The organism is Lutibacter sp., from assembly GCF_041596795.1.
Taxonomy (GTDB): domain Bacteria; phylum Bacteroidota; class Bacteroidia; order Flavobacteriales; family Flavobacteriaceae; genus Lutibacter.
The window spans coordinates 1-24,940 of sequence record NZ_JBFHHX010000039.1; the positions used below are offsets into that span (position 1 = coordinate 1).

Annotated in this window: 20 protein-coding genes and 1 tRNA gene; 7 read left to right on the plus strand and 14 right to left on the minus strand. The window is 30.6% G+C overall.

The window, feature by feature from the left end:
* A partial coding sequence (locus ABY298_RS06645; RefSeq protein WP_372745229.1) for a glycoside hydrolase family 3 C-terminal domain-containing protein occupies nt 1–1,137 on the plus strand: 1,137 nt, incomplete at its 5' end.
* A 70-nt stretch (nt 1,138–1,207) separates the two neighbouring features.
* On the opposite strand, the gene ABY298_RS06650 is transcribed toward ABY298_RS06645, so the two are convergent.
* The 8 genes from ABY298_RS06650 to galK form a co-directional block, all read right to left on the minus strand.
* Nucleotides 1,208–2,902 carry a glycoside hydrolase family 9 protein gene (locus ABY298_RS06650; protein WP_372745230.1) on the minus strand — a complete coding sequence of 565 codons (1,695 nt, stop codon included), beginning with the start codon at nt 2,900–2,902 and terminating at the stop codon, nt 1,208–1,210.
* Between the two features lie 19 nt (nt 2,903–2,921).
* On the minus strand, nt 2,922–4,232 hold the full coding sequence (locus ABY298_RS06655; RefSeq protein WP_372745231.1) for a beta-mannanase: 1,311 nt from the start codon (nt 4,230–4,232) through the stop codon (nt 2,922–2,924).
* A gap of 11 nt (nt 4,233–4,243) precedes the next feature.
* The gene (locus ABY298_RS06660) at nt 4,244–5,437 is read right to left on the minus strand and encodes an AGE family epimerase/isomerase (RefSeq protein WP_372745232.1); all 1,194 of its coding nucleotides are present in this window, start codon (nt 5,435–5,437) and stop codon (nt 4,244–4,246) included.
* Complete coding sequence (locus ABY298_RS06665; protein ID WP_372745233.1) at nt 5,437–6,612, minus strand: glycosidase; 1,176 nt, start codon at nt 6,610–6,612, stop codon at nt 5,437–5,439. The genes ABY298_RS06660 and ABY298_RS06665 overlap by 1 nt, the downstream gene beginning before the upstream one ends.
* Nucleotides 6,613–6,614: 2 nt before the next feature.
* A complete protein-coding gene (locus ABY298_RS06670) occupies nt 6,615–8,453 on the minus strand; it encodes a sodium:solute symporter family protein (protein ID WP_372745234.1) in 1,839 nt (612 codons plus the stop codon).
* A gap of 3 nt (nt 8,454–8,456) precedes the next feature.
* Nucleotides 8,457–9,578: a glycoside hydrolase family 26 protein gene (locus ABY298_RS06675; RefSeq protein ID WP_372745235.1), complete on the minus strand. Its 1,122-nt coding sequence runs from the start codon at nt 9,576–9,578 to the stop codon at nt 8,457–8,459.
* A 234-nt stretch (nt 9,579–9,812) separates the two neighbouring features.
* Nucleotides 9,813–11,465 (minus strand): sodium/sugar symporter, encoded by a 1,653-nt coding sequence (locus tag ABY298_RS06680; protein WP_372745236.1) that lies wholly within the window; start codon nt 11,463–11,465, stop codon nt 9,813–9,815.
* A gap of 18 nt (nt 11,466–11,483) precedes the next feature.
* Nucleotides 11,484–12,614 carry a galactokinase gene (galK, locus tag ABY298_RS06685; protein ID WP_372745237.1) on the minus strand — a complete coding sequence of 377 codons (1,131 nt, stop codon included), beginning with the start codon at nt 12,612–12,614 and terminating at the stop codon, nt 11,484–11,486.
* Between the two features lie 435 nt (nt 12,615–13,049).
* Here galK and ABY298_RS06690 point away from each other — a divergent pair, with 435 nt between their 5' ends.
* Nucleotides 13,050–14,195, plus strand: coding sequence for an amidohydrolase (locus ABY298_RS06690; RefSeq protein WP_372745238.1), 1,146 nt, complete (start codon nt 13,050–13,052; stop codon nt 14,193–14,195).
* A gap of 2 nt (nt 14,196–14,197) precedes the next feature.
* Nucleotides 14,198–15,346 carry an alanine racemase gene (alr, locus tag ABY298_RS06695; protein WP_372745239.1) on the plus strand — a complete coding sequence of 383 codons (1,149 nt, stop codon included), beginning with the start codon at nt 14,198–14,200 and terminating at the stop codon, nt 15,344–15,346.
* Nucleotides 15,347–15,560: 214 nt separating this feature from the next.
* On the opposite strand, the gene ABY298_RS06700 is transcribed toward alr, so the two are convergent.
* A tRNA-Leu gene (locus tag ABY298_RS06700) sits at nt 15,561–15,642 on the minus strand.
* A gap of 124 nt (nt 15,643–15,766) precedes the next feature.
* Here ABY298_RS06700 and ABY298_RS06705 point away from each other — a divergent pair.
* Nucleotides 15,767–17,158 (plus strand): dipeptidase, encoded by a 1,392-nt coding sequence (locus ABY298_RS06705; protein ID WP_372745240.1) that lies wholly within the window; start codon nt 15,767–15,769, stop codon nt 17,156–17,158.
* A 73-nt stretch (nt 17,159–17,231) separates the two neighbouring features.
* Here ABY298_RS06705 and ABY298_RS06710 read toward each other — a convergent pair whose 3' ends face one another.
* The 3 genes from ABY298_RS06710 to ABY298_RS06720 form a co-directional block, all read right to left on the minus strand.
* Nucleotides 17,232–18,011: a hypothetical protein gene (locus tag ABY298_RS06710; RefSeq protein ID WP_372745241.1), complete on the minus strand. Its 780-nt coding sequence runs from the start codon at nt 18,009–18,011 to the stop codon at nt 17,232–17,234.
* Between the two features lie 202 nt (nt 18,012–18,213).
* A complete protein-coding gene (locus tag ABY298_RS06715) occupies nt 18,214–18,777 on the minus strand; it encodes a PhnA domain-containing protein (protein ID WP_372745242.1) in 564 nt (187 codons plus the stop codon).
* 666 nt (nt 18,778–19,443) lie between these two features.
* Nucleotides 19,444–19,752, minus strand: coding sequence for an isoamylase early set domain-containing protein (locus tag ABY298_RS06720; RefSeq protein WP_372745243.1), 309 nt, complete (start codon nt 19,750–19,752; stop codon nt 19,444–19,446).
* Between the two features lie 330 nt (nt 19,753–20,082).
* Between ABY298_RS06720 and ABY298_RS06725 the strand changes: the two genes are divergently transcribed.
* Genes ABY298_RS06725 through ABY298_RS06735 form a run of 3 tightly spaced genes read left to right on the plus strand, consistent with a single transcriptional unit; the run spans nt 20,083 to nt 23,610 of the window.
* A complete protein-coding gene (locus tag ABY298_RS06725) occupies nt 20,083–20,568 on the plus strand; it encodes a biotin/lipoyl-containing protein (protein WP_372745244.1) in 486 nt (161 codons plus the stop codon).
* 45 nt (nt 20,569–20,613) lie between these two features.
* On the plus strand, nt 20,614–22,056 hold the full coding sequence (locus tag ABY298_RS06730) for an acetyl/propionyl/methylcrotonyl-CoA carboxylase subunit alpha (RefSeq protein ID WP_372745245.1): 1,443 nt from the start codon (nt 20,614–20,616) through the stop codon (nt 22,054–22,056).
* Between the two features lie 12 nt (nt 22,057–22,068).
* On the plus strand, nt 22,069–23,610 hold the full coding sequence (locus ABY298_RS06735; RefSeq protein WP_372745246.1) for an acyl-CoA carboxylase subunit beta: 1,542 nt from the start codon (nt 22,069–22,071) through the stop codon (nt 23,608–23,610).
* A 164-nt stretch (nt 23,611–23,774) separates the two neighbouring features.
* On the opposite strand, the gene ABY298_RS06740 is transcribed toward ABY298_RS06735, so the two are convergent.
* Nucleotides 23,775–24,050: an ATP-dependent Clp protease adaptor ClpS gene (locus ABY298_RS06740; protein WP_372745247.1), complete on the minus strand. Its 276-nt coding sequence runs from the start codon at nt 24,048–24,050 to the stop codon at nt 23,775–23,777.
* 16 nt (nt 24,051–24,066) lie between these two features.
* Complete coding sequence (gene prmA / locus ABY298_RS06745; protein ID WP_372745248.1) at nt 24,067–24,900, minus strand: 50S ribosomal protein L11 methyltransferase; 834 nt, start codon at nt 24,898–24,900, stop codon at nt 24,067–24,069.
* Between the last annotated feature and the right edge of the window lie 40 nt (nt 24,901–24,940).

Consider the following 24,940-nt stretch of genomic DNA (forward strand, 5'->3'; position numbering starts at 1 on the left):
GCGCGTAAAATAGCTGGAGAAGGAATTGTGTTGTTAAAGAATGAAAATTCATTCTTCCCAATAGATCCATCTAAAAAAATAACAATCGCCGTAATTGGTGAAAACGCCACAAAATCGTTAACTGAAGGTGGTGGCTCTTCAGAATTAAAAGCTAAAAGCGAAATATCGCCTTTAAACGGATTAAAAGCACGTTTTAAAAACGCAACTATTGTACATGCAATGGGTTATGCTTCTGGACCATCAGTGTATCAAAAAGTAATTCCATCAAATTTAAATGCTGAAAAATTAAAAAATGAAGCTATTGAAGTTGCTTCAAAAGCAGATGTTGTATTGTTTTTTGGTGGATTAAATAAAAATCATTTGCAAGATTGTGAAGGTGGCGACAGACAAGAATTCGAATTGCCTTTTGGTCAAAATGAGTTATTAAATGAATTATTAAAAGTAAATAAAAATGTAGGAGTTGTTTTGGTAAGTGGTAACGCTGTTGAAATGCCTTGGATTAACAACATAAAAGCGTTAATGCAAACTTGGTATTTAGGTAGTGAAGCCGGTAATGCAATTGCTGATGTTATTAGTGGAGATGTTAATCCTTCGGGAAAATTACCTTTTTCTTTTCCTAAAAAATTAAGTGATAATGCAGCACATTTCTTTGGAGAAATCTCTTATCCTGGTGATAGTATTAAACAAGTTTATAAAGAAGATATTTTAATAGGCTACCGTTGGCACGATACTAAAAAAATTGAACCACTTTTTGCATTTGGCGAAGGTTTATCGTACACAAATTTTGAGATTTCAGCAGTAAAAACAGATAAATCAGTTTACAATTCAACCGATGAAATAAAAATTAAAGCAACCGTAAAAAACATAGGTACTATTAATGGTGCTGAAGTAGTTCAGGTATATGTAGGAAAAAAAGGTTCAAAAGTAACCAGAGCTTTAAAAGAATTAAAAGGATTTGAAAAAGTTTTTGTTGATAAAGGCACTTCAAAAGAAGTTGAAATAGCAATAAACTGCAGTGATTTATCTTTTTTTGATGAAAAAAATAACGATTGGAATTTAGAAAAAGGTACTTATGTAATTTATGTTGGAAATGCTTCAAATAATATTACTACTACATTAAAAATAAAAGTTAATTAAGCTAATATAACCCAAATAAAAACCACCAAATCACAATTGTGATTTGGTGGTTTTTTTATTTTATTTATAATTACTTTCTTACTTGCTCTAAATAACCTAAAACATAAACAGCAGGCGCATTCCAATTAAGGCACACTTCATTTGAAGCGTAACTACTTTCAACATCTTGGTACGACTTTGCAGGATATATTGAAGCGTAACTAACCTCATTGGCATCTTGCTTATCTTTATTAGGTCCGCCAACTACAAAACCCGGAATAGGTTCTACAACAATATCAGCTCCACTCGGTCTGTGATGTGGAAATTGTACTTTTTTTGTTCCAAAACCTGTTAAAAAGCAATATCCAGTTGCATTTTTCCCAAAAATATAATCTGTTATTTGCTCTGCCCCAACCACATACTTTTCATCATTACTTAGTCGGTGTGCAACACATAAAACCATTGCCTGATTTAATAAATCACTGTTTGATCCCCATTCAAATCTATCTAAAGCAATAGCGTATGGATTATTACTAATTTTTAATAAAATTTCATCTGCCAACTTTAGTTGATTACTTACCATTAAAGTTGCTGTTGATTCGTCCAAAACTTCTTTATTTTCTACTAAAGATTGAAAAGCAATATTGCGTACAAAAAATTTCCAGCTATTGGTTAATTCGTGAATGAAAGGTTCTTCATTTTCAGTTAAATACGTACTATACGCTTCTTTTTTAGTTGTAATTAACAATTCAGTTGCAGCCCAATAAAAATCGTCAGAAAAAACAGTATCGTCATAAGGTCCAGTGCTAACATCTGCCGGATTATTAAAAGGTACATTATTATTTTTAACAGCCCAATTCCACGCTTTTTCAGAAGCTTCCAATGCTTTTACAGACCAATTAGCATCTACTTTTTGAAATATTCGCGATGCCTGAGCTAAAACTGCTGCAAAATTTAAGGTTGCTGCTGTTCCTTTTCCAATTATCATGCGCTCATCTGTATCATCTTTTGGCATTACAAAACCACAAAAAGTTTTAGATGTTAGTTTATGATATACTCCGCCATCTACATCTTGCATAGTTAATATCCAATCTAATTCATATTTTAACTCATCTAATAAATCTGATACACCATTTCCACTTTCTGGAATATTTAAACTATTATCTGATATAGCCATTGGATACTGCTCTACAAGTTGTAACATTTGACCAACGCTAATAGCACCATTTACAATGTATTTTCCATAATCACCTGCATCATACCAACCTCCTGTCGAATTTAAAGTTCCTTTACTGTGCCCAGAAGATGGATGAAAAACCGCTGCAGTATCCATATGTCCCGCTTCACGGCTATAAATACTTCCAAATTTGTTTTCAATAGCAAATGAACTTCTTTGAAAATAATAACTTTTAACAGCTGCATATAATGCATCCTTGTATAAGTTTTCTTTAATTTTAAATGAATACGACTGAAGTGTATCATTTACAATAATACTATAAACTCCAGGACTTTTTAACATACTAAAATCTCCAAAATATACTTGTTCTCCAGATGCTTCCCAAATTCCTTTATTCTCCAATTCTCCTTTAAAAGCAACTTTATTATTTTCATCCACAACTTTAAATGAACTTGCACGAATATCAGTAACAACAAATTGTTTAGTTCCGTTTGGGTAATATCCAACCTGATTAACTCGTATATTTTCACTTATTGAAGTTTTTTCAACCGCCACTTTACAGGAATTCACTAAAATAAGTAAGCTAATAATGATTACATTTTTTTTCATAATTATATATTTAGTACAGTTATTCAATTAACAATAGGTTTGCATCTTTAATCAATTTTAATGTAGTAATATCAGATGCAAATACTGAATTTAAGCCTTGAGGTTCTTGTGGAGGATCTGCGGTAAAATCATCTCCGTGAAGCCACTTTCCATTTTCTGAATTTGTTTTTGCAAAGCCAGCAAAGCCCCAAAAATTAAGTCCTGCTAAAACACCTTTTTCTACTTTACTTTGGGTAATTCTATCAATTACGGCTTTATAAAAATTATCTCTATTTGTTATTGAAGAAGTAGGATTTAAACTTTCCTTTTCACGTGGAAATCCAAACTCTGACATTACAATTGGTTTTTTCATTTTTTGAGCTACTAAAATATGCTCATCCAAATAAGCATTGGCGTTCTGAATAGATGTTATTGTTGATGTTTTTTCATTATTAATAGAATACCAACCCCAATTTTTTGGCCACATATGCATTGTTAAATAGTCAATATTTTTATTGGAATGTAGGCGTTGGTACATTGCTATATCTTGTAAATAACTCGCCTTCCCTTCTGCTCCTGTAGAAATTAAATGAACACTATCTAAACTTTCTATTAAATCTACAGTTTTATTTAACCAATCAGCAAAAGCAGTTTCGTGATCTGGAGATATTAAAACTCTTGGCTCATTTGCTACCTGCCATGACATAATTGCATTATCATTAATATATTTAATATTTGTGTACGCATTTGTACGTTCCATAATAAACTTAACATGTTTATAAAAAGCTTCTTTACAAGGTATACAGCTATGAAACTGTTTTGTATAATTCAAATAATCATCCCAAGAATAATCTGGCAAAAAAGGATTGGGAACTGTTCCGTAGCCATTCCACTCTAAATATTGCGACATACCACCAGACCATATCCAATTATTATTTAAATACAAAACAGCATACATATTTCTTTTGCGCATTTCAGCCATTAAAAAATCTAAACCATCTAACAATTCATTGTTGTATTTACCTTGTTCATATTGCAAAGCTGGATGAACACGTGAATCTCCTCCATCTCCTTCAGCACCAACTAATATTCTAAGATTATCAATTCCTTGGGCTTTCATTAAATCTAATTCTTTCAACAAACGAGCTCTATCTCCCCCGTTTTTTGCTCCAATTAAAGGTCCATACCAATAATTTGCACCAATAAAATAATACGGCTTATCTCCTTTAAAAAATTTTGAATCTTTTACAGTAATAAGTTCAACATTGTTTATTGTATTTTTTATTGTGTGTTGTGCACTACTAGAAAGGGATACAAATACAACAATTACAAAAATGAAATAATTTCTCATGGTTAGTTAAATTAAGAAGTTAGCAATTTCTGAAGCATTATAAAACCTCTTGAGTTATGATATGGAGCTTTCCACATCCCCATTTTATACTGATTGCGGTCTGGCTCTCCATTTTTATTCACTTTCCAAAACCATTCTCCATGTTTTATATCTTTAATATTATTTTGAATAAAACTTAATATCTCTACTGTTTTTTTCAAGTATTTTTCGTCATTAGAAATTTTATAAGCGTACAATAAACCTACCATAGCTTCAGATTGTGGCCACCAATGTTTATCTGAATCTAAACTATTTGTTTCAGGTTGAAATTCATAAAATACGCCACCATCTATATCAATTCCTTCTTTTATAAATGTTTTGGCAATAGTAATAGCTAAACTTTCTGTTTTTGCAATTAACTTTTTATCTTCAACAACTTTAGCTGCTTCAATTAACAACCAAGCAGTTTCAATATCGTGCCCATAAGAAATTATGGTTCCTTTTGCGTTCCACTGTTCATCAAAAAATAATTGAAAATGAGTATCTACATTCAAAAATTTATCGAAAAAAAGCTGAATTAAGTTGGTTAAATTTCTTTTTAAAGCATCATTTTTATATACTTTATACAAATTAGTATATGCTTCTAAAACATGTAAATGCGTGTTCATTGTTTTTGCTTCATTGGCATCCTTATCACTTAAACGCATATCTTCAATTGAAGACCAATCTTCATTAAAAGCTTCAATATATCCATTAAAAACAGCATCATTTGCGTGTTTTTCAATCAAATTATAAATTTCAATTGCCCAATTTAAAACCTCCTCTTTTTTTGAAAATTGATAATATTCGGACAAAGCATAAATCATAAAAGCTTGAGCGTATACTTGCTTTCTTTTGTTAATTGGTTTTCCGGTTGCATCTAATTCCCAAAAAACTCCGCCATAACGTTCATCTTTAAAAAAGTCTTTTAAATAATTATACGAACGATTGCAATACGTAGCATAATTATTTACTTTATAATGATTAGAAACCGCCGAAAATGTCCAAAGAATTCTTGAATTTAAAATAATTCCTTTTGAAGCATTTTCAACAACATTATTATAATAATCTCTTTGCCCAACAAAACCACCATTTAATTCGTCTATGGATTGTGTAGTCCAATAGTTTAAAATATTTTTTAACTCAATTTCCGAATCATTTAAAATATGGTTAATTAGTGTTTGCATTAATACAGTCCTTTATTTTTTTCAATTAAATTTATAATAGTTTGCACTGAACCTGCTGAAGTAAATTTATCTTCTGGAGTATTAATAACATAATCTACTAATTTGTCTATAGATGAAACTGCAACATGCATACGAGTATCTGACGAAGCGTAATAAATATATACCGTTCCATCAGTATCGTTTATCCATCCATTTGAAAATAATACATTAGAAACATCGCCTAAGGTTTCTTTATAATTTGGCGCCATAAAATAGCCTGCTGGCTGATGAATTACTTTAGTAATATCATTTAAATCGGTCATAAACATATACAAAACGTAACGTAAACCAGCAGCGGTATTTCTAACTCCGTGTGCTAAATGCAGCCAACCTTTTGTTGTTTTTATAGGCGCTGGACCCAAGCCGTTTTTTAATTCATAAACGGTGTGATAAATTTTATTATTAATAATTTTTTCTTCTTTTACCACAGCATTGGTCATATCATCTACCAAACCAAAACCAATTCCGCCACCATTTCCAATTTCTATAAAACCATCTTGCGGACGTGTATATAAACCATATTTTCCGTTTACAAATTCTGGGTGTAATACTACATTTCGTTGTTGGCCAGAAGTTGAAACCAAATCTGGTAATCGTTCCCAATAAATTAAATCTTTGGTTCTAACAATTCCTGCGTTTGCAATTGCAGAGCTTGTATCATCTAATGGTGCATTTGGATCTTTCCGTTCCGTACAAAAAATTCCATAAATCCAACCATCTTCGTGGGCTATTAAACGCATATCATATACGTTTGTATCTGGATTTCCATCAATTTGAGGAATTACACAAGGTTTATCCCAAAATTTAAAATTATCGATTCCGTTTGGACTTTCTGCGATAGCAAAAAAGGACTTTCTATCTACTCCTTCCACACGAACGCATACAACATAATTATTATTCCACTTTATTGCACCTGCATTAAATGCTGCATTTACCCCAATTCGCTCTAAAAACAATGGGTTTGTTTCCGGATTTAAATCGTAGCGCCAATGAATAGGTACATGATTTACGGTAACAATTGGATTTTTATAGCGTTGATAAACTCCATTTGAATGTGAAACAGGTTTGTTTTTTTTCTCTATTAATTTATTGAAACGTTTAATTTCCTTTTGAAAACTTTTATTTTTTAACTTCATAATTAATCTAATTTTTCGCCTAACTTATTCCACCAAAACTTTTTCAATAAAAATGCACATACTACTAATATTGCTATTGAAATATACACAGGTGTATTTTGTCTGAAAATGATATACATAGGCAATACTACCAACGATGTTTGAGCTATAATACCCACAAAAACATTAAACATGTCTCTACCAAAATCGTTATTTTTTTTGATGGTTGGATCTTGAGCTACTAACTTATCGTGAATAGGTTTCCAAAATCCCCAAGGACGAACATTTTTATAAAATTCCATTAATATAGTTTCATTTGTTGGAGGGGCAATAAAAGTTCCAATAATTGACCCTATTAACGAAATTAGAAGAATTATAGGAAATAAATACAAGCCTAAAACATTAGGGAATAATTCAGGAATAATACCAGCAGAAACTAATCCGGCAGTCATTCCCCAGAAAAATCCTTCGCCATTAAATCGCCACCAATGCCATTTTAAAATGTTTGCACCAACATAACTTCCGTATAATACAGACACAATCCATTGTAAAACAGAGTTTACATCCTTAGCAAATAACCCTAAAACAATACTCACTACAACAACTATGATTCCTGTTAGGTAATTCATGTTTTTAATTTGAACATTGCTAGCTTCGGGATTTTTATACTTTAAATAAATATCGTTTACCAAATATGCTTGTGCAGCGTTTAAAGTACCAGCAAAAGTGGACATAAAAGCAGCAATTAAACCAGCCAACAATAAACCTAACAAGCCAACTGGAACAAATTGTTTTATAGCGGTTGGTAAAATAAGTTCAAAATCTATATCGCCAGTTGAATTTATTAAATCTAATTTTTCGTAATAAATTAAAGCCAAGGCAGCAAAACCAGCAATCATTAAATAACGAATTGGCATTAAAACAACCGATACAAAACCACTCATTTTAGATGCTTCTTCAGCTGATTTTGAAGAAAGAATTTTTTGCATATCATACGTTGGTGCTGGACCTGCAATACTTACAAGTACACCTTTAAACACCATCATCATAAAAAATATGGTAAATAATCCAAATCCATCCTGTTGAATTTTTTCATTCACTTCGGGAATAATAGCACTCCAATCCATATTTAATTCCCAACCAAAAGTAGGACTTAGCCAACCTTCAGGAACATCTAAAATATGTTCTCCTACCGCTTGAAAACCTAAAAAACCAATTACTAAGGCAGCAACCGTCATAATTCCAAATTGAACAACATCTGCCCAAACAATACCTGACATTCCTCCTAGTAATGAGTAAAAAACAGCAAAACAAGTAAAAATTATTCCGTAGAAATGCGGCACAAATTCTGGAGAAACAGCAAAGGGAACATAATTACTAACAATTTCCCAAGGAATAAATATTTCAATAAATTTACCTAAACCAATAAATCCATAAGCCAAATAACCCAAACACATAATTAAAGCAAAAACCACCACTACTATATGCGATAATTTAGCTCCTTTTTTAAATCCAAAACGAGTTCCAATCCATTCTGCACCTGTAGTTGCATTGGATCTTCGAAGCCATTTAGACAAATAAACCATTAAAAATATTTGGTTAAAAACGGGCCATAACCAAGGAATCCAAGCACTTTTAATTCCGTAAACAAACATTAAGGTAACTAGCCAAATTGTTCCAGAAATATCGAACATTCCTGAGGCGTTTGACAAGCCTAACAAGTACCAAGGAATTGATTTTCCTCCTAAAAGGTAGTCATCTTTACTTTGTTGAGCCTTTTTTCTTAAAACAAGTCCAATAACAACAATGGTTACTAAATAAATGGCAATAATTAAAATATCTACTGAGTGTAATAATTTCATAAGTTAGTTTAAGGAATTAATATCTTTTAAAAATAAAGTTTTAGGTAATTTTTCGAACTCGATAAAATCCAATTCGTTTAAGTGCCCTTTATAAGGCATATAATGATGTTTAGTGTCGTAATTTCGCCAAGTTAACACCCAACATATTCCAGTATTTTCAATACTTGGGTATAATACTTTTGTAAACCAGTTTTTAGTTTTAAGAGATTCCAAACCAGTTTCAGTAAATGCGTATAACTTATTTTTTTGAGTGGCTATTTCTTTCAAAATTGCCAAATCATGTTTTACGGATTTCATATATTCTTCAGAATCATTAAAATCATAAATATCCATTCCTAAAATATCTACATATTCATCGCCCGGATAATAATCTAAATACTGATCATTTTTACCTAATTTATTTGGAGAAAAGGCATATAAAAGGCTGTGTATTTTATGTTTGTTTTTTAACAAATCAACTGTTTCACGCCATAATATTTTATAATCTTCTGGTTTGCAATTTTCACCTCCCCACCAAAACCAAGAGCCGTTCATTTCATGAAATGGTCGAAAAATAATTGGGATAGGTTTATTTTGATATTTTAAATCTTTTATAAATGCGGCTACTTTAGATACCCAAACTTCGTACTTTTCACGTTCAATTCCACCTTTTATTATTTGCGATACAGCGGAAGTTTTATCCCAAGAGCTTCCTCCAGAAACAGGGTTATTAGCGTGCCAGCTAATAGTAATTATACCTCCTTTTTTATGTGCATCAATAATTAATTTTTTCATTGATTGAAATGGAACCGTATCTAAATTGTAGGGTTTATCAATTTCTATCCAACCTAAGTCAAAACCAAAAACAGCAGGGAAATCTCCTGTAACTATTTCAACATCACTTTTGGTAATTTTTGGATTATTCTTGTGGTTCCAACCTAAACCATACGAGGTATCATCTTGATGACCAATGGCAATTCCTTTTTTAGAAATTGCTACTAATTTTTTATATAATTGTTGTTTTATTTCTAATGCTTTTTCGGATTCTTTGGCAATTTTGGTGCTATCTTCTAAAACTTTACATCCATAAAAATTGCACACAATAAATACATTAAATATATATAAACTAATTACTTTTAGCTTCATTTTATTTATTCCTTAAAATTTAAGATTCAAAGTTAACCAACTACTTTGCTCTTTTGTAATTAAATTTTGTCAAAAAATTAGCGAATAATTACATTATATCATCCATTAAAAAAATACTCTTAATTACATTGCCTTTAATTAGGTAAAACTAAATATGAAACATTAGTAGAATGAAATAAAAAAGGGACTTTCTAAAGATAGAAAGTCCCTTTTTTAAAATAAATTATTTTAAAATTAATTCCAGAACATTGCATATAAAGCAACTAAAATAATCATAATTGCAAAGGCACCAATATTAAAGGTTGGAGATGTTTTAAATAATTGTTTTGTAATAGGAATACCTTTAGCATCATCTTGTCCTTTATTTTGTAATAAACTAACCACTGCAATTACAATTGCCGTTAACAATACAGTGTAAGCCATTTGGTCCATAAAAGGAATGTTTACAAAAATTGGGCTTGTAGACCATCCGTTTGGGGCAATTTTAAAGTACATTGCAATTGGAATTGATGCTAATGCACCAACAATAGCTGCTTTGTTGGTAGTTTTTTTCCAAAATAAACCTAACATAAATACTGCTAAAATACCTGGACTTACAATTCCTGTATATTCTTGTATAAATTGAAATGCTTGGTCAATACCTCCTAATAATGGAGCCATAATACTTCCAATAATTAAAGCAACTGCAGCAGAAATTCTACCAACATTTACTGTTGTTTTATCACTTGCATTTGGATTTATATATTGTTTATAAATATCCATTGTAAAAATGGTAGATGTAGAGTTAAGCATTGATGCTAATGACGATACAATTGCGGCTGCTAAAGCTGCAAAAGCCACACCTTTCATTCCTGTAGGTAAAAATTGTAATAACCAAGGATACGCTTTATCTGCTTGTTCTAAAGAAGGCAAATTCTTTAAAGCAGCATCTCCTAATCTAGCCATAATTTCAGGGTCATTAACCATAACATATGCCGCAATTCCAGGAACAACAACAATAACTGGTATAATTAATTTTAATCCTGCAGCTAATAAAATACCTTTTTGAGCTTCTCTTAAAGATTTAGCCGCTAAGGTTCTTTGAATAATATACTGGTTGAATCCCCAATAATATAAGTTAGCAACCCACATTCCACCAATTAAAACTCCAATTCCAGGTAACATGTCATAATATGCATTAGACTCATCAAAAATCATTGCAAATCTTTCTGGAGTAGCTTCATAAACAGTTTTAATTCCTGCAATAACTCCTTCTCCGCCAGAAACCGTATTTAAAGCAATATAGGTGGTAACTAAACCTCCTAAAACTAAAAATATTACCTGAATAACATCTGTCCAAGCTACGGCTGAAAGTCCACCATATAAAGAATACGCTGCAGCAAACAAGGCCAAACCAATAATTCCGTAAATCATTGGAATACCCATAATTGTTTCTAAAGCTAAACTTCCTAAATACAATACAGAAGCTAAGTTTACAAATACATATAAACCAATCCAGAATACCGCTAATATTGTTTTTAAATTTGTAGAAAATCGTTTTTCAACAAATTCTGGAATTGTATACAATCCTTTTTCTATAAAAATTGGTAAAAAATATTTACCTACTATAATTAAAGTAATAGCAGCCATCCACTCATAAGAAGCAATTGCCAAACCAAGTGCAAAACCAGAACCTGACATTCCAATAAACTGTTCTGCCGAAATATTAGCCGCAATTAAACTTGCTCCAATAGCCCACCAAGGCAACGATTTACTTGCCAAAAAGTAATCTTCAGCATTTTTCTCATGGCCTTGTTTATCTCTGGAAACCCATAAACCTACACCCAAAATTAGCACGGCGTATGCTATAAATATGAAATAATCCCAGAATTCAAAATGTGTTGTCATAATTTATATATATTTAATTTAGTTATTTACAATACTTGTGCCTTCGCTTGGCATAGCCTCAAAAGCTGTTAGTTTAATGTTGAACTTTTTAAAATAGGCTTCAGAAGCTTGTTTTGTAAACTGTTCAATAAAATCTTTGTGCACAATATTAATTGTACAACCACCAAATCCACCTCCCATAACCCTTGCTCCTATAACTTTACTGTAGTTTTTAGAAAAATCTACTAAGAAATCTAATTCGGGACAACTAACTTCATATAACTTTGATAATCCTTCGTGGGTTTTATACATGTTTTTTCCAACAATGTTAAGCTTATTATTTTTTAAAGCTTCAACTGTATTTAAAACACGTTCCTTTTCATCAACAACATAATAACATCTGTTAAAAGTAACCGTATCTAATTCATTTTTAAACTCTAACAACATTTCTGAAGAAACATCTCTTAATGAATTTACTTTTGGATATTTTTTACTAATAATTTTAGCACCATCCTCGCATTGTTGCCTACGGAGGTTATATTCACCGGATGCTAAATTATGCGAAACATTTGTATTTAACAACAAAATTTTATAAGGATTAATATCAATTGGAACATAGCTATACTCAAGGCTTTGGCAATCTAATAAAATAACGTGACCGGCTTTACTCATTACCGATGCAAACTGGTCCATAATTCCACATTTTGTACCCACATAATTATGTTCTGCACGCTGGCCAATTTTAACCAAAGAAATTTTTGATAGTTTTAAATTAAACATCTCATTCAATCCAAAAGCTAAACCGCATTCCAATGCTGCTGAAGAACTAATACCTGATCCAACAGGAATATTACTCTCTAAAACACAATCAAACCCTTCTAATTTGTTTGATAATTGCTGAATTTCGTAAATAACTCCTAAAATATAATTCTCCCATTGTTGTAAACTTGGCTTTATATTTCTTAAATCAAATGAAAAGCTAGTATTGTAATTTGCGCTGTACACATTACAAATTGATGGCGAGTTATTTTTTCTAAATTTAAATTGTATTTTTTTATCAATGGCAGTTGGTAAAACAAATCCGTTATTATAATCTGTATGCTCACCTATAATATTTATTCTTCCTGGAGAATCTATAACTAAATTATACGTTTCTTGGGTAAAGTCCATAATTTTAACAATACAAAATATTAAGTGTTAATTTTACATTTATTTTTACAAATCGCTAACTTACTAAAAATAAACAACACAAAACACTATTAAGATTAATTCTAAAACAAAAAGAATCCAATCCAAAAAACACAACCTTTTAACACCAACAAAATAACTTATATATTTATTTTATACCATCATAAAATACATCAGTAAAGCAAGATTAAAACTAATCTAAACAAGATTTTTAATTATAAACCAATTGCTAATTTATAGTTTTTAACCTCTAGATTTTATATCTTAGCATATACTTGTTTTGAACGTATTTGCATTCGAACATAATAAGTCTTATTGTTTCCACAACTGGTTGTATAAAGTGAGATAACAGTGAAATTTTTCTTTTAGTATATTAAAACCAAATTATACTAGAAATAATCTTCAATTATATTTAAAATGCCAATTAATTACCAACAATTACAAGAATTCAGAAAATACTTACATAAACATCCTGAAATTTCTGGGAAAGAAAAAGAAACTTCTAGGTCAGTATATAATTTTATAAAAAATTGCAACCCAATCTCAATAACTAAAAACATAGGTGGTTATGGTATTTTGGCTACTTGGGATTCTTTTGAAAAGGGCCAAGAAATATTATTTAGGGCAGAATTAGATGCTTTACCAATTAAGGAAACCAATAATTTTAGTCACGCTTCTGTACACACCAATGTTTCTCATAAATGCGGTCACGATGGTCATAGTACAATTTTATGTGGCGTAGCTCAATATTTATCAGACAATATACCTTTAAAAGGAAAAATTCATCTATTATTTCAACCAGCAGAGGAAAATGGAAAAGGAGCAAAAGCAATGTTATCTGATAAAAAATTAGCACATATAAAACCCGATTTTGTATTTGCACTTCATAATTTACCAGGCTACCCACTAAACCAAATTGTAGTTAGAGAAAATACATTTACCGCAGCCGTAACTAGTATAATTATAAACCTTGAAGGGAAAACTTCTCATGCAGCCGAACCTGAAAAAGGTATAAATCCTGCAATTGCAGTAGCTCAAATAATAAATGAAAGTTTAACCAAACAAATAAAAGATGTAGCCAATGAAAAAATGAGAATTATAACACCCGTTTATATGAAATTAGGAAAAAAAGCCTACGGAATTTCAGCTGGAAAAGCTACAATACATTTTACACTTAGATGCTGGAATGACGAAAATTTATATAAACTTCAACAAGAAATTATAGAATTATCAACCAAAATTTCTAAACAACAACATTTAATCTGCAGCTTTAGCTTTACACAAACTTTTAGTGCAAACATAAATAACAAAGCTGCTACAGATTTAGTAGTTAAGTGTGCAGAAACAAACAATTTTTCTATCATTAAAAACCCTACTCCTTTTAAATGGGGAGAAGATTTTGGCTTATTTACATCATTGTACAAAGGATGTATGTTTGGTATTGGAAGTGGATTAAATACTCCAGCATTACACAATCCTGATTACGATTTCCCTGATGAATTATTAAAAACTGGAGTTACTATATTTAAGGAAATAATAACTAATACCAATTTAAAAAATTAACAATGTTCCAATCTTCCACCATAGAATTAAGTACTGCAGCTTTAAAAAACAATCTAAAATTTATAAAGAAAAGAATGAAAAAAGGTGTTCGTTTTTGCAGCGTTGTAAAAGGCAATGCCTACGGACATGGAATTCCTGAATTTGTAAAAATGGCTATAAGTTTAGGTGTAGATTATTTTGCAGTTCATTCAGCTGATGAAGCTTATACAATAGTTAAAAACATTGATAAAACTCCTGATATTTTTATCATGGGAGCCATTGAAGGAGAGGCTATTGACTGGGCTATAGAAAACAACATAGAATTTGCTGTTTTTGACTATCAAAGACTTGACCAAGCAATAAAAGTTGCCAATAAATTAAATAAAAAAGCTAAAATTCATATTGAAATTGAAACTGGCATGGTGCGTACAGGTTTTGAGCTGTCTGAAGTTCCTGTGGTTTGCGAAATCATCAACAACAATTTAAAATACATAACCCTTCAAGGACTTTTTACACATTTTGCAGGTGCTGAAAGTCAGGCAAACTATTTTCGAGTTTCAAAACAAATTGAAAATTTTAATATTGCCCACCAACTCTTTAAAAGTAAAAATCTACATCCAATTTACCATCATACCTCCTGTTCTGCTGCTTTAATAAATTATCCAGAAACCCAAGGCAACATGGTACGAATTGGAATTTTACAATATGGCTTTTGGCCAAACAAAGAAACACATATAAAGTATTGTGGTGAAGGTGAAAAAACCCCCAATTTACTTAAACGCATTATTAAATGGAAAACTAAAGTTTTAGCCGTAAAACAAATTAATAAAGGAAACTTTGTAGGTTATGGCACAAGTTATCTTGCCTTAAAAAACTTAAATTTAGCCATAATTCCAGTTGGCTATTCACACGGTTATAGTAGAAGTTTAAGCAATATTGGATCGGTATTGATTAATGGTAAATTAGCTAAAATTGTTGGCACAATAAACATGAATAGCCTTACTGTTAGCACAAACTCTTCTAAAATTTCCAAAGGCGATGAAGTTATTTTAATTGGCAAACAACACGATAAATCCATTTCTGTAAATTCATTTAGCGAACAAAGTAACCTTTTAAATTACGAACTTTTAACAAGACTTCCGTTAAACATTCCAAGAATAATTGTAAAATAACAATACTAAACTTGCTATAAAAACGTGCTTTAAAACTATTATTAGTAACTACCGTATATCAAAATTTTAAAAGACTACCTACTATGCATAAAATTAAACGCAAATAAGAGCCACAATTTAACAAACCATATAACCCATAAATAGGTGCTTTTAAATGGCGTTAAAAACTTAATTTAACAAAAAAAAGCTCCTCAATTTGAGAAGCTTTCTATTGTGCGGGCGGGGAGACTCGAACTCCCACACCTTGCGGCACCAGATCCTAAGTCTGGCGTGTCTACCAATTCCACCACGCCCGCGTGGTAATTGTGGGTGCAAATATACACAATACTTACAAATAGCAAAGGAGTTATTAAAAAAAATATTTATCAATTTTAATCAAAAAAAAATTACGTAATTTTGATTAAAATAAATACAATTTTAATGGAAAATATTAAATCATATGTAAATCAGCATAAAGACAGATTTATTAATGAACTTATTGAATTACTAAAAATACCATCTATAAGTGCAGATTCTGCCTATAGTCAAGATGTACTAAACACTGCAGACGCTGTAAAATTAGCTTTAGAAAAAGCAGGTTGTAATTTTGTAGAAATCTGCGATACTCCAGGTTATCCTATTGTTTATGGCGAAAAAATTATAGATAACAATTTACCAACAGTTTTGGTATATGGACATTATGATGTTCAACCAGCAGACCCAATAAATTTATGGGATTCTCCTCCGTTTGAGCCAGTTATTAAAACAACCGCTAAACATCCTGATGGAGCTATTTTTGCGCGTGGCGCTTGTGATGACAAAGGTCAAATGTATATGCACGTAAAAGCGTTAGAATATATGACCCAAAACAATACGCTTCCTTGCAACGTAAAATTTATGATTGAAGGTGAAGAAGAAATTGGATCTTCTAGTTTAGCTTGGTTTGTAGAAAGAAATCAAGAGAAGTTAGCAAACGACGTTATTTTAATTTCTGATACTGGTATGATTTCTAACACACAACCGTCTATTACAACTGGTTTGCGTGGATTAAGTTATGTTGAAGTAGAAGTTACTGGTCCAAACAGAGATTTACACTCGGGTTTGTATGGTGGTGCTGTTGCCAATCCTATTAATATTTTAACTAAAATGATTGCTTCACTACACGATGAAAACAATCATATAACAATTCCTGGTTTTTATGATAAGGTTCAAGAATTATCAGAAAAGGAAAGAGCTGAAATGGCAAAAGCACCATTTTCACTAGAAAACTATAAAAATGCCTTGGATATTGATGATGTATATGGTGAAAAAGGATATACAACAAACGAACGAAATTCTATTCGTCCAACATTAGACGTTAACGGAATTTGGGGTGGTTATACTGGTGAAGGTGCAAAAACAGTAATTGCCAGCAAAGCGTATGCTAAAATATCCATGCGTTTAGTTCCAAATCAGGAATGGAAAGAAATTACAGAATTATTTAAAAATCATTTTGAAAGTATTGCTCCAAAATCGGTTAAAGTAAATGTAAAACCACATCATGGCGGACAAGGTTATGTTACTCCAATAGATAATATTGGGTATAAAGCAGCCCATAAAGCGTATGCAGAAACTTTTGGTGTAGCTCCTATTCCACAACGTTCTGGAGGAAGTATACCTATTGTTGCTTTATTTGAAAAAGAACTAAAAAGCAAAACTATTTTAATGGGATTTGGTTTAGATAGTGATGCTATTCACTCTCCAAATGAACATTTTGGAGTATTTAACTATTTAAAAGGAATTGAAACAATTCCTTTGTTCTACAAATATTTTACAGAAATGTCAAAATCTTAATTTAATTTTAAAACAAATTAATTGAAATAAAAAAAGCCAGTAATTTAAATTACTGGCTTTTTTTATTCTTTTTTTATTGCTTCACAATATCGTTAACATCAATAAATTTAATTACTTTATATATTCTTACATTTCTTTCTCCTACATAATTTTCCAAATATTGTTTATAAAAATTTTCCGGAAAATCTAAGTCTGGAAAATCATTCGGACCTAAAGCGTCTTTTAACGAAGAGAAGAACTCGTAAGAATGGGTTTTATATTGAAATCCATCTGATTTAGGAGTTAAAATTAAAGAATTTCCCCATCCTTTAATACTTGTTTTTCCATCATCCATTGCTTTCTGAAAATATGGTTTTACGTGCTCAGCTTCAAAATTTAAATGCCACCAAGTATCTTTCATATTATGGTAATTAACACGCATATATTTGAAGTCTTTTTCAGGAACAACTTTTTCCGCTTGAATATGATTGCCTAAATCTCTTAGAAAAATTTTATCGGTAGTCTTACTTATTTGTCTTGCATCCAAATCAACAAATCTCATAGTTGGAAAAAGTTTTGTAATACTTGTCCAATCCACTTCTTTATCAATATCTACAAACGTATTAATTCTTAATATATTCGGCTCATTTAATTGGTTTTCTCCGCCAACTCTTTCCAATACAGCCCAATAAGTTAAATTTCCTTTTTTCATCTCACTTTCAGCAAATTTACTCCAATAAAGCACTTCTCTTTTAATATACTCATTCATATTTTCGGGAGCAACAGTTCTATACTCGTGCGTAGTAAATTCTTGTGCATTAACAAATACACAGCTAAATAGCAATGCAAATAAAATAAATAAAGATTTCTTCATAATAATTAAAGTTTATGGTTTGTAGAACGGTTTTATGCATTTAATAATAATTGAGAAATTTAACTGAATTGAAAATTAAAATTTATTACTATTTTCAATAAATATTATTATTTCTATTTCTCTCATATTCAGTATTAAATATAGTAAAAAAGCCTGTAAATTTAAAATTTACAGGCTTTTTTTATCAAATTTAGTATTTCACTTAAATTTTCTTTACAAACTTTGTAATTATAACAATTGTCTGCCCATCTACCTTTCCTTCAATATATTCTGCATTTTCATGGTCTAAAGAAATTCTTCTAACGGCAGTACCTCTTTTTGCAACCATGCTAGAACCTTTCACTGGTAAATCTTTTATTAAAACAACAGAATCTCCAGCTTCTAAAATAACACCATTGCTATCTCTATGGATAATTTTATCAGCAGTACTTTCTCCAATACCTGTAGCTTTTGCCCAAGCCAAAGTTTCATCATCTAAATATAACATATCCAATAAATCTTGTGGCCAACCTTCCGCTCTTAATCTTGTTAACATACGCCATGCCATTACCTGAACAGCAGGAACCTGACTCCACATACTATCATTTAAACAACGCCAATGATTCACTTCAACAGCATCTTCATTTTCAATCTGATTTACACAAACACTGCACGCCACAATACTTTCATTACTTGGCGCTACCTCAAAACCAACTAAATTTTCCGTTGCCCCGCATAATTCACATTTAGATTCACTTCTAGCAATTAATTCTTTTGATAAACTCATTTCTTTTATTTTTAGAATGGCAAAAATACATTTAATAAATAGCACTCACAACCTACTTTTACATGTATGTTTCCTCCTATTGGGTTATCTATTTCAAGTCCTCACTATTATTGTTAGCATTTTATTGCTATCCCTAACGCCTAATTATAGTATTACATAATTTAAGTCAATTTTTATCATAATGTATCTATCTAATATTTTAAGTTATCAAACCATCTATTATTACAAGAATTTTAATCCAAAAAAGTTAAATTATGATTTTAGAATGTAGAAAAACAAAGATTTATATAAATATTAGAAAAAAAATAAAAAATCCTTTAAAAAAATAGCATACCCAAAAATCTCCTACTAATAATCTAAACACTTAAATATATTTTATTGATTTACTGCACATTAACCAGATACACATGAGAAAATAAACCAGAAAATTGCACGCAGACATCCTCTTTTTTTAAAAAAAACAGACTCCTATTTAATAAAATATTCAACTATTTTAAGATTAACTGACAAAAGTCATAGAATAACATGAAAAAACCAGATACTTTTACATCATAATTCAATTACTTAATCAGTTTAAGTAATGTTTTTGATTTTTTTAGTTAGTAGTAAAAAAAAAGAGAATTCTAACGAATTCTCTTTTTTTTTGTTTATATAATAATATGATATTTATACCACTACAACTGAATTTTCTTCTCCAATTCCATTATCAACATACTTATCTGCATCCCAATCGTTCTCCCATTGAGCACCATCAAATAAATATTTGAATTGGTATTCTTTTTCAACATCCAGATCAAGTACTACTTTAAATGATCCATTTTTATTCTTTTTAAGTGCAATAGCCTTTTTGGTATTCCAATCATTAAAATCTCCTAAAAGATCAACTTTTTTGGCTCCTTTCGCTTCTTCTTCCGATAATGAAAAAGTTACCTTACAAATTGGCTTACTTTTTAAAAATTGTTTCTTTAAACCCATAATAATTTTGTTAACATTAATAAAATCAAATATGCATTTTATATTTGAAAAATACAACAACAATCTTCTCTTAATTATACACTAAATTAACTTCGAAAACGTTTAAGTTGATATTTTATATCAAAATAACACACCTTAAAACAATAAACAACTAAAAATCAAATCGTTATTTGTGCTTAATTCTATCCTTAAAAACCACGATATAAAAAACATCTTTATATAACTCGGTACAAACACAAAATCAACGTTTTAAATATGATTGTTTAAAAAATATTCTATAACTTTATAAACAAGAGCCATTTTTTAATTACATCATTTAAATAAATTTCTATGGAAAATAATTTCACAATAAATGTTAACGAAGATTTCCAGTTCTTCATTGAAAAATCTGAGGCTACTAAATTAGATGTTAAACAGCTTTCAAATTTTATTTTTAATGTAATTCACAACAACAAATCTTTTAATCTTCAAACTGTAGAATCCAATTTCAATGCACGAGAATATACCGTTCAAGTAAATAAAAACAGGTATACTATAAAAATTGCAAATGAACTGGATTCTATAATTAAAGAATTAGGTTTTTCGCACGGTCATTTAAAAAAATCTAATGAAATTAAAGCTCCAATGCCCGGAATTATTTTAAATATTATGGTTAAAGAAAATCAGCAGGTAGTTGAGGGAGAAATTCTTTTACTATTAGAAGCTATGAAAATGGAAAATGCAATTACAGCACATAAAAATGGAATCATTAAAAAAATAAAAACAACTATAGCATCTACTGTAGAAAAAGGTCAACTATTAATTGAGCTTGAATAAAACAATCTATTTTTCAACATAAAAATGTTCTAAACTTAAATTATTATGAAAAAATTATTAGTTGCAAATCGTGGAGAAATAGCTATAAGAATAATGAAAACAGCTAAAAAAATGGGCATTAAAACAGTGGCTATTTATTCAACTGCCGATAGAAATTCTTTACATGTTAGATTTGCCGATGAAGTGGTTTGTATTGGTGAACCGCCATCTAATAAATCATATTTATTAGGAGATAAAATAATTAAAGAGGCAAAAAAATTAAATGTAGATGCCATTCATCCTGGCTATGGTTTTTTAAGTGAAAATGCAAAATTTGCTGAACAAGTAGAAAAAAGTGGTATCATTTTTATTGGCCCAAAATCCGACACTATTAAAATTATGGGTAGTAAATTAGCCGCTAAAGAAGCTGTAAAAAGTTATAATATTCCAATGGTTCCAGGTATAGACAGACCTGTTAACAACGCAAAAGAAGCAATAGAAATAGCCAAACAAATTGGATTTCCAGTTTTAATAAAAGCATCTGCAGGTGGTGGTGGAAAAGGTATGCGAATTGTTGAAAACGAACATGATATTGAAGAACAAATGAAACGTGCTATAAGCGAAGCTGAATCTGCTTTTGGTGATGGATCCGTTTTTATAGAAAAATATATAACTTCTCCGCGACATATAGAAATTCAGGTACTAGCTGATAGTCATGGACATATTCTTCACTTTTTTGAAAGAGAATGCAGTATACAACGCCGTCATCAAAAGGTAATTGAAGAAGCACCTTCCTCTATTTTAACAGAAGAAATAAGAGAAAAGATGGGAAATACCGCAATTACCGTTGCTAAAGCATGTAATTATTTAGGTGCAGGCACAGTAGAGTTTTTAGTAGATTCAGAGCTAAATTTTTACTTTTTAGAAATGAATACTCGATTACAAGTTGAACATCCTGTTACCGAACTTATTACTGGAGTTGACTTAGTTGAACTTCAAATAAAAATAGCGAGAGGAGAAAAATTAAATATCACTCAAAACGATTTAAAAATAAAAGGTCATGCACTAGAATTAAGAGTTTATGCAGAAGATTCTTTAAATAACTTTTTACCAAGTATAGGAAAACTAACTACTTATAAAATTCCCGTTGGAGAAGGGATTAGAGTGGATAACGGTTTTGAAGAAGGCATAGATATTCCCATTTATTACGACCCATTGCTTGCAAAATTAATTACTTATGGAAAAACCAGACAAGAAGCAATACAACTTATGATAGAGGCTATAGATAACTACCAAATTATTGGAGCGAGTACAACGCTTCCTTTTGGAAAATTTGTTTGTGAACACCATGCATTCCGATCTGGAAATTTCAACACCCATTTTGTAAAAGACTATTATTCTCCCGAAAAATTACAACAACAAATAGAAGAAGAGGCTAAAATTGCTGCTTTATTTGCATTAAATCTGCATATAAATGAGCAATCAATATTAAAACTCCCAACCAATTAATTCTAAAGTAATATGGAAGCAAAAATAAATAAATTAAACACCAAAATTTCATTAGCATATTTAGGTGGTGGAGAAGAAAAAATAAAAAAGCAACATGCAAAGAAAAAATTAACTGCTAGAGAGCGCATTACTTACCTGCTAGATGAAGACTCTTTTGAAGAAATGGGAATTTTAGTTACCCACAGATGTACCGATTTTGGTATGGAAGATCAAGTATTTTTTGGAGATGGCGTAATTACAGGTTACGGCACAATCAACTCAAGATTGGTATATGTATTTGCACAAGACTTTACGGTTTTTGGTGGATCACTTTCAGAAACTCACGCCGAAAAAATATGTAAAATAATGGATCAGGCAATTAAAGTTGGAGCCCCAATTATTGGTCTAAACGATTCTGGAGGTGCTCGTATACAAGAAGGCGTAGAATCTTTAGGCGGATATGCCGAAATTTTCTTTAGAAACGTACAAGCCTCAGGAGTTGTACCGCAGCTTTCAGCAATTATGGGCCCTTGTGCTGGCGGAGCTGTTTATTCACCTGCTATTACAGATTTTACATTAATGGTAGAAGAAACCAGTTATATGTTTGTTACGGGACCAAATGTTGTAAAAACTGTTACTAATGAAATAGTTACTTCCGAAGAATTGGGTGGAGCAAGCGCTCACGCTATAAAATCTGGAATTACACATAAAACTGCTTCTAATGATATTGATTGCCTAGATGATCTTAAAAAACTATTAAGTTATTTACCGCAAAACAATAAAGAAACTACTAAAAAAATACCTTTTGAAATTAAGAGTGAAGTAAGAGAAGAACTTGAATACTTAGTTCCTGCAAATACATCAAAACCTTATGATATGCATCAAGTAATTAAGGGAATTATTGACGAAGATTCTTTTTTTGAAATTCATAAAGATTTTGCAGAAAATATTATTGTAGGTTTTGCCAGATTAGCTGGTAGAAGTATTGGCATTGTAGCTAATCAGCCCTTACAATTAGCAGGTTGTTTAGATGTAAACAGCTCGGTAAAAGGAGCCCGATTTACACGTTTTTGCGATTGTTTTAACATTCCTCTGTTGGTTTTAGTGGATGTTCCTGGATTTTTACCTGGAACCGATCAAGAATGGAACGGAATTATTAAAAATGGCGCAAAATTATTATATGCTTTAAGTGAAGCAACTGTACCAAGAGTTACTGTAATTACAAGAAAAGCCTATGGCGGAGCCTATGATGTAATGAATTCTAAACATATTGGAGCGGATATGAATTTTGCCTGGCCAACAGCTGAAATTGCGGTAATGGGTGCAAAAGGTGCTGCTGAAATTATATTTAAAAAGGAAATAAAAGAAGCTGAAAACCCAGAAGAAAAATTAAACGAAAAAGAAGCTGAATACGCTTTTAAATTTGCAGATCCATACAGAGCTGCTAAACGCGGATTTATTGATGAAGTTATAAACCCAAAAAATACACGCAGAAAATTAATAAAAACTTTTCAAATGCTAGAAGGTAAAGAAGTTGTAAAACCAAATAGAAAACACGGAAATATACCTTTATAAAACAAAAAAAGGTTGTTTAAAAAGTGAAACTTTCATCAACCTAAACTTTATTTAGGTCTCATAGTAATAGAGAATTGCTATGATAAAATTCTGAAAAAAAAATCAGAATGACAGTTTCAATACTTTTTAAACAACCTTTTTTTAAGTATTTTTAGGCTGATTTTTTAAATTATTTCAGCAGATAATCCTTTTGTTAAAAGCTGCGTACAACGTGGTTTTAAATCGTTATATTCACCTGTTTTTACGGTACATTTTCCTTTATAGTGAACTAGCATAGCGCATTGTTCTGCTTGCTCTGGAGTATGATCGCAAATATCAATAAGTGAATCTATAACGTGATCAAAAGTATTTACATCATCATTAAATAAAACAATCTCGTTTAGAGTTTTTTCTTGTTCTAAAACATCAACCTCTTCTTGTATTTTTCTTTGTGTACTCATTTTGCTAAGCTAAATATTATTTTTGATACTTCAAAGCAACCCAATTATTTCGTTCAATAATTTTATCTATTTTAAACTGATACTTAGATACTTCAGCATCAATAATTGGAATATCTTCTTTATAAAAACCACTAAATAAAATAATGCCATCATCATTTAAACAATTCATATACGATTGCATGTCATTCAGCAAAATATTTCTATTAATGTTAGCTATAATAACATCATATTTTTTGTTGATTAATAACGATGCGTCTCCTTCATAAACATCAATATTTGAACAGTTGTTTCGCTCAATATTTTCTAATGAATTTTGGTAACACCAATTATCAATATCAATAGCATCAATAGGTTTTGCTCCTTTCATTTCAGCAAAAATGGCTAAAATTCCAGTTCCACAACCCATATCTAACACTTTTTTATTTGTTAAATCAAGATCTAACAAATGCTGAACCATCATATGAGTAGTTTCGTGGTGACCGGTTCCAAAACTCATTTTTGGTTCAATTACAATATCATATTTTAAATTTGGGTTTTCGTGAAATGGCGCTCTAATACTTACCAAATTATCTACTTGAATTGGATTAAAATTTTTCTCCCACTCACTATTCCAATTGGTTTGTTCAATTACTTCCATTTCATAAGAAATAGAAAACTCATTAGAATTTAAAATAAAAACATCGTCTAAAATATTTTCATTCCAATCTGTTTGTTGAATGTATGCTATTAAATCATCATCATTTTCAACGAAACTTTCGAAACCAATTTCACCCAACTCAGCAACCAAAATTTCGGTTGCTGGTTCTTTTGGGTGTATTTTAAATGTATATGATATATAAATATTATCCATTAAATTGCGTCAATTATCGCTTTAAAATCATCTTTATTAA